The following is a 12236-nucleotide window of genomic DNA, read 5'->3' as shown; positions in this document are numbered from 1 at the left end:
CGACCCGCGACCTGGCCCACCACGAGTGGAAGTTCGAGAACTTCGACCGCGCGGTCACCGTGCTCGGCGAGGACCAGAAGCTCCACGCCCGCCAGCTCGAGGCGGCGCTGGACCTGCTGGGCAACGACACGTCCAAGCTCACCTCCACGTTCTACTCCTGGGTGAACCTCCCCGGCGGCGAGGGGATGAGCACCCGCGCGGGCACGGGTATCGACATCGACGACCTGCTCGACGAAGCTGTCGCCCGGGCCCGTGAGGAGGTCGAATCACGTATGGGTGACCGCATCCGTCAGGACGAACTTACCGACGAGGACGTGGACCGTATCGCCCGACAGGTTGGTATCGGCGCCGTGCGCTACGACATCGTCTCCAAACAGCCCAGCAAGGCCATCACCTTCGAGTGGGAGCGCGCGCTCGACTTCGAGGCCCAGTCGGCGCCGTACGTCCAGTACGTCCACGCCCGCTGTTGCGGGATTCTCGATGGTGAATCCGTTCCCGAGGCGGTCGACCCCGACGTGCTCACCGCGCCTGAAGAACGCGAACTGCTGCGAACGATTGCGCGGCTCCCCGCGGTTATCGAGGAGGCCGCCGAGAAACACGAACCCCACCGCGTCGCCACCTACACGCGGGAGTTCGCCGACCGCTTCAACGCGTTCTACCGCGAGTGCCCGGTGCTCACCGCCGAGGACCCGGCGGTTCAGGCCGCTCGCCTGGCGCTCGTCGACGCCGCGCGGCACGCGGTCGGGAACGCACTCGACGTGCTGGGGGTCGAGGCGCCGACGACGATGTGACCAGTCACGGCCCGTGACCTGTCGCCGGCTCCGTCCGGCGACCACGGAAGCTACGCCGTGACTGTGTGTGACCAGTCACGGCCCGTGACCTGTCGCCGGCTCCGTCCGGCGACCACGGAAGCTACGCCGTGACTGTGTGTGACCACTCGCGACCCGCTTTCCGCCAAGGCGTTAGTCGTGGCCGACGACCGGCACTGGGTCGTACGGTTCCTCGATATACTCGCGGTCGGAGTCGGAGAGCGAGATCTCGGTGGCTTCGGCGGCCTCTTCGAGATGCTCGACGCTCGAAACGCCGACGATGGGCGCCGTGACGGGGTCCCTGTGGAGGTGCCACGCGATGGTCAGCTGGGCCATCGTCACGCCGTACTCGTCGGCGAGCTCCTCCATGCGTCGGTTGATCTCCTCGCCGCCATTGGCGCGGTAGACTTCGTGTCTGTCCTGGCGCGTCTCGGCCTCTTCGCTGCCGCGGGTCGTCGTCTCGAACTCGTCGTGGGGGCGTGTGAGATAGCCTCGTGCCAGCGGGCTCCACGGAATGACGCCGATGCCCTCTTTCTCGCAGAGTGGCAGCATCTCCCGCTCTTCTTCCCGATAGGCAGGGTTGTAGTGGTTTTGCATCGACACGAACCGCTCGAGGCCGAGTCGGTCGCTCGTGTGGAGCGCGTCGGCGAACTGGTGGGCCCACATCGACGAGGCACCGACGTACCGCACCTGGTTGCGCCGGACCGCGTCGTCGAGGGTGCGAAGCGTCTCCTCGATCGGGGTGTCCTCGTCCCAGCGGTGGATCTGGTACAGGTCGACCGTGTCGACACCCAACCGGTCGAGGGAGGCCGAGAGTTCCTGCTCGATGGCCTTGCGCGAGAGCCCCTGTGCGTTGGGGTTCTCGTCGTCCATCGAGCCGTGGACCTTCGTCGCGAGTACCAGCGACTCACGGTCGTACTCCGAGATCACGTCGCCGATGACCGATTCGCTCTCCCCGTCTCGATAGACGTTGGCCGTGTCGAAGAAGTTGATTCCGAGGTCGAGCGCCCGTTCGAGGATCTCCGTGCTCTCGTCCTCGTCGAGTCGCCACCCCTCGCTGTCGTAACCGAAGTTCATCGTACCCAGAGCGATTCGACTGACGGACATCCCGGTCGAGCCGAGTGTGGTGTACTCCATAGTTGAAGTCGTCGTAAGTGACAATGTAATATTGTGTATCGCGGCAATATCGGTCGGATAAACTACCGAATACAGCAGTGAGCGAGGCGGAGACGGCTAACCCTGGACACCGAACCTGTGCCATAATGTGTCGCGCCAACTGCGACAGGGGTCCCTGTTACGCGGGCGTCCCGTTGGCGATTTCGACCATCGCATCGTCCAGCGTGCGGACGATGTCGCCGTTGCTCGGTTGGTCACTCCACGAATATCGGTATGTCGACATGTCGCTACCCGACGCTGCTGCGACCAGCAAGTGCGGTGGTGGGTCGCCTGCGGCCAGTTCGCCGCTCCCGAACGTCTCACGATACGCCTCACTCCTCGCCCAGTCGAGCCACGTCTCCTGGGCTCGGTCCCCGAGCAGGGCCACAGCACGCTCCTCAGCCAGCCACGTGACCGCCTGCTCGGCCTCGACCGCGGGGTTGCCGTGCAACACGATGAGGTCGGCGTTCGTCGGAGCCGCTACGCGCTGGACGCTCTCTGGGAGCCGAATCCCGACGTCGTCGGCGGTGTAGACGGCGGTCTGCGGGAGTTGCTCGTACGCTGGCGTCGAGGTGGCAGTCTGGGGCCACTCGAACGGTGCTGCACACCCCGTGAGGGATACGGCTGGAAGGGCGCCTGCAGTCTGTAGGAGGCGGCGGCGTGTAGAGTTCTCCATGGTCGACATGCACGGGAGCCAACGAAAAACACAGCGAAGAGTCAAACACCTGCCTGAGTGTTGCACTCCGCGTTCGCCGTCGGTCGGGCCGGTTCCGAATCGACAGGCGGTTCACTCGGCGTGTGCGACGACGCTCCCCAGTGACGAGAACCTGGCAACGACCGTCTCACCCGCGGCGACCGGAATCGGTTCGGTGATCGACCCGGTTGTGACGAACTCCCCCGCGTGGAGCGTCTCGCCGTTGTCGGCGAGCGCTTCGGCGAGCCACACAACGGCGTCGGCAGGATGGCCGAGCACCGCTGTGCCAGTGCCGGTCGCCCGCCGCTCGCCGTCGACGAGCAGTTCGACGCCTTCGCGGCCGAGATCGACGTTACCCGTCGTCGTCCGGTCGCCGATGAGCACCCTGCCGGCGAGCGTGTTGTCGGCGATGGCCGTGGGGGCTGTCACGTCCCACTCGCGGATTCTGCTGTCGACGACTTCGACGACGGGGACGATGAGTCGAACCGCGGCGAGAACGTCGAGGCGACTCGCCGGCGGGGTGAGCTCCTTGCCGAGCAGGAAGGCGATCTCCGGTTCAACCCGCGGTTCGATGAGGTCGCTCGTGTCGAAGCGCCGGTTCTCGCGAACGGTGTCGGCGAGGACACGCCCGGACGCCGGGGAATCGACGCCGAGGTCCGACCGAACGGCCTCGCTGGTGAAGCCGACCTTGTAGCCGACCGGCGCTCCCTCGTCGGGAACCCGTCGCTCCACGAACGTCTCTTGGGCAGCGTACCCTTCCTCGACAGTTAGTTCGGTCGGGAGCGATGCCGGGTCGACCGGCTCTCGGTCGACATACGCTCGGTAGAGCCGCTCGCCCAACTCGGCGGGGACAGCCATGGCTCGTGTTCGGACAGCGCTTACTTACAGATTGGGGCTGCGCTCCCACTGCCACCAACCGTAATCTGCGGCGAAAACTGAATCCGCCTACAGGTGAACACCCGGCCGGGGAATCCGTTTTCCCCCGACTCTCCTCGGGTTCGGCCTCCTCCGTCGGCGCAGTCTGCGGGCTGTCCTCGAAGGCGGCCTCCGCCTGGCTGTGCCCGGACTCGACGCCGGCCTCGACGCTCGCGCCGGACGCGAGCACGTCGCGGAGCGTCGCCTCAGCCGGCGTGACGCCGAATTGATCGTCCAGATTCGCCACGCCGATGTCGCCGTCTACCGCTGCGAGGTGGTACTGTCCCGTCGCGAGCCTGGCCGAGCGGTGCGCTGTCGTCGTCGGTTTCCCAACTCACCCCCGAGCTGGCGACAACAGCGACTCGAGCCATGTGGCTTTGGTAAGCCAACGCAAACGGATCACGTTAGGTAGAATTTCCCGTAACCAGCCATCGAGCTCCCCGGGTCGCCGGCCGCTACCTCGCGGAACTGGTGGGACGGCCGAAACCCGGACACACCGGCCCCTCCGACAGTCAACAGGTACTTACACGCGTTAGCGCCTATCTTCTCGTAATGAGCACTGACGCCCAAGAGACCAGCGAGGACCGGCGGAAGTACGAGTTCCGCAAGGTGCTCCAGGAGCTGGAGGATTTCGAAGGATCAGGAACGCAGCTCGTCACGATCTACATTCCGGAGGACCGCCAGGTCTCTGACGTGGTCGCCCACGTCACGCAGGAGCACTCGGAGGCGGCCAACATCAAGTCCAAGCAGACCCGGACCAACGTACAGGACGCGCTGACGAGTATCAAGGATCGACTGCGCTACTACGACACCTACCCGCCGGAGAACGGGATGGTCATCTTCTCGGGCGCCATCGACGCCGGCGGCGGCCAGACGGAGATGATCACCCGGACACTGGAGTCGCCGCCCAACCCCGTCGAGTCGTTCCGTTACCACTGCGACTCGGACTTCCTCATCGAGCCGCTGGAACATATGATGGCCGATTCGGGGCTCTACGGCCTCGTCGTGCTCGACCGCCGGGAAGCCAACGTCGGCTGGCTGAAAGGCAAACGCGTCGAGCCGGTCAAATCAGCGTCCTCGCTCGTCCCCGGGAAGCAGCGAAAGGGGGGTCAGTCCGCACAGCGATTCGCCCGACTGCGCCTGGAGGCCATCGATAACTTCTACCAGGAGGTCGCGGAGATGGCCGACGACCTGATGGTGCCCAGGCGCCACGAACTCGACGGCATCCTCGTGGGCGGGCCGTCGCCGACCAAGGACGAGTTCCTCGACGGCGACTATCTCCACCACGAGCTCCAGGACAAGGTGCTCGGGAAGTTCGACATCGCCTACACCGACGAGTCGGGGCTCTACGATCTCGTCGACAAGGGACAGGAGGCGCTGGCCGACCAGGAGCTCGTCGAAGACAAGAACCAGATGGAGGAGTTCTTCAAGAACCTCCACACCGGGAACCAGGCGACCTACGGGCTGGGACCGACCCGCGAGAACCTCATCATGGGGTCGGTCGACCGCCTGCTGCTCTCCGAGGACCTCTCTGACGACGTGGTTGTCTTCGAGTGCCCCAACGGCCACACCGAGTACGAGACCGTCGAGCGCCGCCACACCACCCCGAGCCACGAGTGCGCGGAATGTGGCGAGCCGGCGGAGGCCACGGAGCGCGAGGACGTGGTCGAGCATCTGATGGCCATCGCCGACCAGCGGGGCACCGACACGAAGTTCATCAGCACCGACTTCGAGAAGGGTGAACAGCTGCTCAACGCGTTCGGCGGCATCGCGGGCATCCTGCGCTACGAGACGGGCGTCTAACGCCAGCTGCCACCGTTTTCTCGATCTGCGGCAACCGTGACGGTATGAGCCTCCTCATAGTGATTACTGCGAGTCTGTCCCGCCGTGACCATCCGTGTCGGTGATGGGAGCCCCTGAACCGGCGGCTTTCGACACCGTCGATGAACCGATTCGCCGTAATCACTATCACGACAGTACTGTTCTGGGGACCACTGTTGTTCGCCGTCATGGTTGCGGCGAGCTACGTCGGGACGAAGCTCGCACTCCGGAGCTATCACGAGGGTATCGACCCGAAACCCTCCGAGATTATCGGCATCGACGACGAGGGTCGGCGTGACTGACAACACAAATGGAGGAGTGTCCTCCCTAACGGCCCGGCTCCCGGTGCAGGGTCGACCTACCGGAACGACGATAGCTGCTCGGTGCGCCGGGCGATATCGAAATGCGGTTCGAGGTTCTCCGCGCGACTCAGCCTGTCCAGCGCCAGCCAGACGTCGGAGCCTTCCCGCTCTGCAGTCTCACAGAGCGCCTCGATGGCCGATCGCTCCAGTGCCAGCGAGCCGAGTTTTCCGAGCGCGAGCGCGAACGCGACGCCGGCGCGGCCGCTCGGGAACGTCTCGTCGACGGCAGAGAACTCGGCGTCGTCCGGCGACACCGGCTGGGGCTGGTCGTCAGTCCAGGGGGCTGTCCGGAGACAGCGGGTACAGAGAACAGCGTCGTCGGCGGGGGCGTACTCTCGCAGCGACTCGGGGACCGTGAACGCGACGACCGGTGCGCCACAGTCCGGGCAGGGCATCCGTCAGTCAGCGCTGACCGGCTGCTCGGTGTCTTCGGCCTCTTCGGCGGCCTTCTCGGCGGCCTCCGCTTTCTCCTCGGCTTCCTTCTTGGCCTTGATCTTCTTCAGGCGGAAGATCTCCTCGCGCTCCTGCTCCTCGAGTTTCTGCTCGATGTACTCCTGGTTCTCGTAGAGCTCCGGCAGAAGCTTGAACTCCAGGGCGTTCACGCGGCGCTTGGTGGTCTCGATCTCCTCCAGCATCTTCTTCATCGCCGTTTCGACCTCGGCGGCGAGGATGATGGAGTCGATGAGCTCCTCGTAGGCGTCGGCGGTCTCGTCGATGCGTGCCGAGGAACCGATCAGCCCGTAGCCCCGCTCGTCGAGCGGTTTCCGGACTTTCGAGGACTCGATCTGCGGGACGACCACGCCCATGATGTTCTTGGACTGGGTCGTGATCTCGGGGTGTTCTTTCAGCGCCGCGGCGGCGCCGCGCACGGCCACGTCGCCCTCCATTGCACGGGCCATGTCGAGTTTCTGCTGGGCGCGCTCGTAGTCGGCGTCCACTTCCTCGCGGATGTCCTGGGCCTGGTCCAGGATATCCATGAACTCCATGATGAGGCCGTCGCGCTTCTGTTCGAGGGTGTCGTGGCCCCGCTCGGAGAGATCGATACGGTCCTCGATCGCCATGAGGTTCTTCCGCGTCGGTTTGACGTCCTCGGCCATTCTTGCGGGCAAATACCTGCCGGAGGGGGTTAATAGTTGTTAGTTTCGGCGCGCACTGGTCATCGCTGGAGACGGCGCTGCCGCTCGGTGACTCTGAGCAGAACGAAAGACAGCGCCTTACGTCTGTTTGCGGACGTCCCAGCCCTGCTTCATCTGGTTGTGCTTTCGCTCGAGGAACGAGTAGACCGAGCCGTGGGGAGCGCCGTCGAGAATCATCCCGACCGCACGCCGCACCACGTCGACCTCCTCCGGTTCGCCGATGATGCCGACGGTCGAGCCGTAGACGACGACGTCGGCGCCGCTCAGCTGTTCCATCAGCTCGCGGGTCCGGCCGTCTTCGCCGATGATTCGGCCTTTCTGGCGCTGGAGGTCGTTCCTGTTCCGCGTCTGTTCCGAGAGGTCGATCAGGTCGAACCGCCGCATATCGCTCTCCAGCAGTGAGAGGGCTGCCTCGGGCTTGAAGCCGCGACCGATGGCCTTCACGATGTCGGGCGCATCCATGGCGGCGAGCGGGTCGCCGACGGTCTCGATACCGACCGAGCCGTCCTCGGAGTCGATATCGAGGCGGACGTCGGCGCGGTCCTCGATCTCCCGCATCGTTTCGCCCCCGGAACCGATGAGGACGCCGATACGGTCCTGTGGAACCGTTACGTGTTGCATACGTGACTTAGCCGCTGCAGGGTTGTAAGGGTTCGTCTCGGCGACCGCCATGCGAAGCTCCACGCTGTCGAGCCGGGCTCTCAAGCCGTCTCACGGCTCGCCCCGACTACCCGAAGCCGGTCGAACAGCGTCTCCATGTGTGCCGTGAGCAGCCGGGGGAGCTCCTCGGGCTCTCGGCCGGCAACGGCGCCCGGCTGGAAGCCGAAGGCGCTCGGGGGAGTCGACGCCGATTCCCACCGGCTCGATGGTGTCGCCCTCGGCGTACGTCCCCTCGTCGACGGCGCCGACGACGCGGGTACTGTCGCCGAGCAGGGCGAACGCCGCTGTCGAATCGAACCCCTGGTCGGTCTTGGTGTCTCTAATCATCGCCCTAGAAGGCTGTGAGGGGGGGTTGGACGTGTTGGTTGATTCATCGGCGGCCAGGTCCGTCTCAGGCACGGGCACGAGCGGCAGGAACCCCACCGTGTTGTTCCCGAGGGAGAGATAACCCATAGCTATTTGTAAATCGAGAATATACAATATGAATGTAGCCGGAAAAGCCACCGTCTCACACCTGACGGTTCAGGTAGTAGAGTGAAGAGGCTACAATCGACCGCCAGAAAAACAACGATTCGAAAACACCCGATTCGTCCAACGCCCAGAACTCAAATCGAGAAACTCCAATATGGATACTCCGAACTCAGTCCCCGATGACGCGTGTTGCTCGCTCGACAGCCTCTACGACGACGCCGAGGAGCGCATCGTCGACCTCGGCGAACAGGCCCCCGATCCCGGCGAGGTGGCGACCCAGGGAACCGTGTTCAAAGCGCTCGCCAACGAGAAGCGCCTCCGCATCCTGGGGGCGCTCCGTGACGGCGAACTCTGTGTCTGTGAGCTTCAGGCCGTGCTCCACGCGCCACAGTCCACGGTCGCCACCCACCTCCGGACGTTGAAAGACGCCGGCCTGGTCAGCTCCCGGAAGAGCGGCAAATGGACCTACTACCGCATCGCCGACACCGCGACGTTCGAGCTCCTGGACATGGCGGCGGCTATCGACACGTGGGAGTAAGCGTGCTTCCGGCAGCTACCGAACCCGCGCTCCGCGAGTCGTGGCGCTTCTTCGTCCACCTCGCGGTGGTGCTGGTGCCGCTGTTCATCGGCGGCTCCTTCCTGGTCGGGCTCGCCGAGGAGTACCTCCCGCCAGAGGCCGTCGAGCGGAAACTCCGTGGCCACGACGAGGGCGCCGGGAACGTCCTCGCGGCCGGCTTCGGCGCGGTCACCCCGTTCTGCTCGTGCTCGACAGTCCCGGCCCTGGCTGGCCTCCTGCAGGCCGGCGCACCGCTCGGCCTGGCGTTCTCGTTCCTGCTGGCGTCGCCGCTGGTCAACGAGATCGCCGTCATCCTCCTGCTGGGCGTGTTCGGCCTCAAGCTGACCGCCGTGTACGTCGTCACGACGTTCACAGCGGCGGTCGGCGGCGGTATCGCAATCGGTCGGTTGGGGCTCGGCGACCACGTCAAGGACGTCCAGGGGCTGACCGGCGGGACCGACGCCGCCGCGGCGGGCGTCGCCACTGACGGCGGCACCGTCGAGTGCGGTAGTAGCTGCTCGACACCCGTCCAGCGGAGTCATCGGACACGGGTCGGCACGGCTGCACGCGGCGCGTGGTCGTTCTTCGTCGACACGCTACCGTATCTGCTGGTCGGCATGACTGTCGGGGCGCTCATCCACGGCGTCGTCCCAGTCGCGGTTGTACAGCGTGTACTCGGCCCCGAAAACCCGCTGGCGGTGCCGCTTGCCGCGCTCGCGGGCGCCCCCATCTACGTCAGTATGAGCGGGATGTTGCCAATCGCCGCGTCGCTCAGCGAACAGGGCGTCCCCGTCGGGACGGTGCTGGCGTTCGTCATCGGCGGAGCGGGCGTGAGTATCCCGAACCTCGTTCTGCTCACCAAACTGTTCGAACGACGGCTCCTGCTGGTTTACGCGGGAACGGTCGTTGCCATTGGGGCGACCCTCGGCGTGCTGTTCAACGCCGTCTTCGTCTGAGTATCGCTATCCGAACACACCATCCGAAACTCACCAAATGTACAGAGCCCCCCGCGATTCACGATACGTCGAAGTACCGACCGGGACCAGTTGGCAGAGCCTCGCCATCTGTTACGCGCTGCTGGCGACGACGATGCTGCTGCTGTGGTCTGCAACCAACCCACTGGCCGGCGCTGCCGTGGTCACCGGTACTGTTGGCCTGGTCGTCGGCACGAGAAAAGCCGCCCCGCTGGTGCGCTGTCTCACCGAGTGCGGCGGGTTCGTGCTCGACGTCACTGACGACCTTCAGCTCTGTGTCGTCCGGCCGTCTGCCGACGGACCGTGCTGATTACTCGTCGGTCGTTTCGTCCGCTTCGCCGAGCCCGACGTCCTCGAGGGCCGTCTCGGTGACGTAGGCTTCGAGTTCGTCGCCGGTCACCGCAATCCCCTGGCGGGTGAAAAACGCCGCGACGTTCTCACAGTCCCGTTCGAGGAACTCCTGTGCGTTGGGGTGGTGGACGGTGACGGCCTGCCCCATGTCGATGATCACCAGTTCGCCCTCGTGGACGATCATGTTGTACTCCGAGAGGTCGCCGTGGACGAGGCCGGCAGCGTAGAGCCGGCGCATGTACTCCCGGACGACCTCGTAGGCCTGTTCGGGGTTCTCCACGTCCACCTCGGCGAGTCGGGGGGCGCGGCGCTCCTCGGCCTGGCCGACGAGCTCCATCACCAGCACGTTCCGCTGGACGGCAATTGGTTTGGGCACCCGCACGCCGGCCTTTCCGGCACGGGAGAGGTTGGCGAACTCCTTGCGGGTCCACGCGAGGACGGTGTCCTGTTTGTTGTTACCGATTCCTTCGAACCGCGGGTCGCCGGCGAGATACTCCTTCATCTGCCGGAAGTCAGTGGCGTTGATCCGGTAGATCTTCACCGCGACGTTGCCAGCCTTCCCGCGAGCCTCGTAGACGTTGGCTTCCTTCCCCGTCGAGAGCGGGCCGCCGAACGCCTGCACGTGGCCGTCCTGGACGAGTTTGTACAGCGCCGCCAGCGTGGCGTCGTCGAAGGCGCCCTGCTCGACTTTCAGTCGTTCGACGTCCTTCAGCCGCTTGCGGAACTCGTCGAACTCCCGGTCCTGTCGGCGGGCTGTAGTGTCGACATCGGTGTCGGCGACGTCGATTTCCTCGAACTCGTCGCCGGCAATCTCGACGTCCTCTTCGTCGAGAAAGCCGTAATCCTCACTCATCTACTCCTTTGTAAGTGGTGACGGCGTAAAAGGGTGGCCTGCACAGGTTGTCATCCCAGTGGCGCCGCAGTCGACAGCGACCGAACGTATCCGTCTCACCCGCTTCGCTCCGCCACCATCAGCCCGAACGGCCCCGGACAGAGCACCACGACTCCGGCGAGCAGTGCGACCGTCACGGCCGAGAGCACGTCGACGCCACAGAAGCCGAGCAGACAGAACTGCGGTCCGCCGAGCGCGAGCACGTGAGTTTGTCCGAGGGTTCCGGGCCGGAACAGCGACGGCGCGAAAAACGTCGCCCAGGCGATGGCGAGCGCGAGCGGCCAGCCGTGCGTCGTGTAGCGGAGCCCGGTTCCGGAGGGGGCACCACGGCGCTGGAGCAGCCGCTGGCCCACTGCGAGCGGCAACACGCCCAGCAGGAGCGCCGAGAGGAAGCCGGCAACGAACACCGTCCCGGCCGCTGGGGCGCTGAGACCAGCCCACCAGAGGGCTGCGGCGCCAAGGCTGTGGACGCTGAGCCATCCGACGAACGAACGCCGGACGCTCTGTCCGAAGCAGCCACCGGTCCAGCGCTGGAGCAGCCACGCAGACAGTGCGACCGGAACGGCGAGGCCGACGCTCTCCGCGAACGTGAACGCCGGTAGCAGTCCTGACCAGTCGCTCATCAGTTGGTACTGGTCGGCCATGGTGTCAAATACCTTGCGCCATCGGGACGTCTCGCGTCAGCTGACGTAGCCGCCCTCTCGGAGCTTCTCAGCCTCGGAACTCTCATACCGGTGTTCCACGTCAGCTTTCTCGTCCTGCCAGTCCCACGGGCTCACGAGCACGAGATCACCGTCCCGGATCCACTCGCGCTTGCGCATGCGGCCGGGGATGCGGGCGGTGCGTTCGGTGCCGTCGGCGCAGCGCACGCGGATGCGGTTCGCACCGAGCATCTCGACGACCTCGGCGAACTGCTCGTCCTCGTCGGGCATCCGAACGCCTTCCGGACCCTCACTCTCGTCGGCCATTGAACGACAGTATGCGGGTACCGGAGTTAAACGCTGGGGGAGTCGACCGCCGGTGTTTTCCCGACGCGCCGTCGCCTTCGGCTATGTTCGAGAGACTCGGAATCGGTGGCGTCGCCGGCCTGGTCGTGCTGCTCGCGGGCATACTGCTCATCGCGTGGGAGAACCTCATCATCGCCGCCGGCCTGGCGTTCGTGCTTGCGGGGCTGGGACTGCTCGTGCGTGCGCTCATCGGGAACGTGATGCGGCAGTTCGGGATGGTGTAAAAAGGGGCACTCGCTCTCACACAGTTACGGCAGAGCAGTAGTCAGGGTGTCATAGAACGGTCATCACACTACTGAGGATGAACACCGAAGCGGGAGCAGTCGAAGTTATGGTGTATGATCGCACGATCTCATGTTCGTCGGCTGCTCACGCGTTGTAGGAGTGGCTTTCGAGCGTCTCCAGATCCACGGAATCCAACACTGCCTCGTTG

Annotated in this window: 17 protein-coding genes; 7 read left to right on the top strand and 10 right to left on the bottom strand. The window is 65.2% G+C overall.

From position 1 onward, the window contains the following. The coding region (argS, locus tag V5A38_RS12260; protein ID WP_332326050.1) for an arginine--tRNA ligase at positions 1-791 on the top strand (791 nt) is incomplete at its 5' end. A gap of 171 nt (positions 792-962) precedes the next feature. On the opposite strand, the gene V5A38_RS12255 is transcribed toward argS, so the two are convergent. From V5A38_RS12255 to V5A38_RS12245, 3 genes are all read right to left on the bottom strand, one after another. Continuing rightward, positions 963-1946, bottom strand: coding sequence for an aldo/keto reductase (locus V5A38_RS12255; RefSeq protein WP_332326049.1), 984 nt, complete (start codon positions 1944-1946; stop codon positions 963-965). A gap of 157 nt (positions 1947-2103) precedes the next feature. Beyond that, on the bottom strand, positions 2104-2640 hold the full coding sequence (locus tag V5A38_RS12250) for a hypothetical protein (RefSeq protein ID WP_332326048.1): 537 nt from the start codon (positions 2638-2640) through the stop codon (positions 2104-2106). A 111-nt stretch (positions 2641-2751) separates the two neighbouring features. Next, complete coding sequence (locus V5A38_RS12245; protein ID WP_332326047.1) at positions 2752-3516, bottom strand: fumarylacetoacetate hydrolase family protein; 765 nt, start codon at positions 3514-3516, stop codon at positions 2752-2754. A gap of 609 nt (positions 3517-4125) precedes the next feature. Here V5A38_RS12245 and prf1 point away from each other — a divergent pair. Both prf1 and V5A38_RS12235 read left to right on the top strand, forming a co-directional pair. Then, entirely contained in the window at positions 4126-5376 is a 1251-nt protein-coding gene (prf1, locus tag V5A38_RS12240) for a peptide chain release factor aRF-1 (protein WP_332326046.1), read from the top strand. A gap of 140 nt (positions 5377-5516) precedes the next feature. Then, on the top strand, positions 5517-5696 hold the full coding sequence (locus V5A38_RS12235; protein WP_332326045.1) for a hypothetical protein: 180 nt from the start codon (positions 5517-5519) through the stop codon (positions 5694-5696). A 56-nt stretch (positions 5697-5752) separates the two neighbouring features. On the opposite strand, the gene V5A38_RS12230 is transcribed toward V5A38_RS12235, so the two are convergent. From V5A38_RS12230 to V5A38_RS12215, 4 genes are all read right to left on the bottom strand, one after another. Next, positions 5753-6151, bottom strand: a complete 399-nt coding sequence (locus V5A38_RS12230) for a DUF6276 family protein (protein WP_332326044.1) — start codon at positions 6149-6151, stop codon at positions 5753-5755. A gap of 3 nt (positions 6152-6154) precedes the next feature. Then, a complete protein-coding gene (locus V5A38_RS12225) occupies positions 6155-6853 on the bottom strand; it encodes a V-type ATP synthase subunit D (protein WP_332326043.1) in 699 nt (232 codons plus the stop codon). A gap of 117 nt (positions 6854-6970) precedes the next feature. Beyond that, positions 6971-7513 carry a KH domain-containing protein gene (locus tag V5A38_RS12220; RefSeq protein WP_332326042.1) on the bottom strand — a complete coding sequence of 181 codons (543 nt, stop codon included), beginning with the start codon at positions 7511-7513 and terminating at the stop codon, positions 6971-6973. Positions 7514-7603: 90 nt separating this feature from the next. Continuing rightward, on the bottom strand, positions 7604-8005 hold the full coding sequence (locus tag V5A38_RS12215) for a hypothetical protein (protein WP_332326041.1): 402 nt from the start codon (positions 8003-8005) through the stop codon (positions 7604-7606). A 172-nt stretch (positions 8006-8177) separates the two neighbouring features. Here V5A38_RS12215 and V5A38_RS12210 point away from each other — a divergent pair, with 172 nt between their 5' ends. From V5A38_RS12210 to V5A38_RS12200, 3 genes are read left to right on the top strand one after another with little or no spacing between them, the layout of a single operon-like run. Then, the gene (locus V5A38_RS12210; RefSeq protein ID WP_332326040.1) at positions 8178-8561 is read left to right on the top strand and encodes a metalloregulator ArsR/SmtB family transcription factor; all 384 of its coding nucleotides are present in this window, start codon (positions 8178-8180) and stop codon (positions 8559-8561) included. A 2-nt stretch (positions 8562-8563) separates the two neighbouring features. Then, a complete protein-coding gene (locus V5A38_RS12205) occupies positions 8564-9535 on the top strand; it encodes a permease (protein ID WP_332326039.1) in 972 nt (323 codons plus the stop codon). Between the two features lie 37 nt (positions 9536-9572). Continuing rightward, positions 9573-9863, top strand: coding sequence for a hypothetical protein (locus V5A38_RS12200; protein ID WP_332326038.1), 291 nt, complete (start codon positions 9573-9575; stop codon positions 9861-9863). Here the strand turns inward: V5A38_RS12200 and rio1 are convergent, their stop codons facing one another. The 3 genes from rio1 to eif1A all read right to left on the bottom strand — a co-directional run bounded on the left by rio1 (position 9864) and on the right by eif1A (position 11764). Next, positions 9864-10757 (bottom strand): serine/threonine-protein kinase Rio1, encoded by an 894-nt coding sequence (gene rio1, locus V5A38_RS12195; protein WP_332326037.1) that lies wholly within the window; start codon positions 10755-10757, stop codon positions 9864-9866. It lies immediately after the preceding gene. A gap of 95 nt (positions 10758-10852) precedes the next feature. Beyond that, the gene (locus V5A38_RS12190) at positions 10853-11419 is read right to left on the bottom strand and encodes a hypothetical protein (protein WP_332326036.1); all 567 of its coding nucleotides are present in this window, start codon (positions 11417-11419) and stop codon (positions 10853-10855) included. A gap of 57 nt (positions 11420-11476) precedes the next feature. Next, on the bottom strand, positions 11477-11764 hold the full coding sequence (gene eif1A, locus V5A38_RS12185) for a translation initiation factor eIF-1A (protein ID WP_332326035.1): 288 nt from the start codon (positions 11762-11764) through the stop codon (positions 11477-11479). Positions 11765-11847: 83 nt separating this feature from the next. On the opposite strand from eif1A, the gene V5A38_RS12180 reads away from it, so the two are divergent. Continuing rightward, complete coding sequence (locus V5A38_RS12180) at positions 11848-12027, top strand: hypothetical protein (RefSeq protein ID WP_332326034.1); 180 nt, start codon at positions 11848-11850, stop codon at positions 12025-12027. Positions 12028-12236: the final 209 nt, after the last annotated feature.

It is taken from the genome of Halolamina sp. (assembly GCF_036626355.1).
Taxonomy (GTDB): Archaea; Halobacteriota; Halobacteria; order Halobacteriales; family Haloferacaceae; genus Halolamina.
Note: the sequence above shows the minus strand (reverse complement) of the source record. Positions and strands in the feature narration are given on the sequence as shown.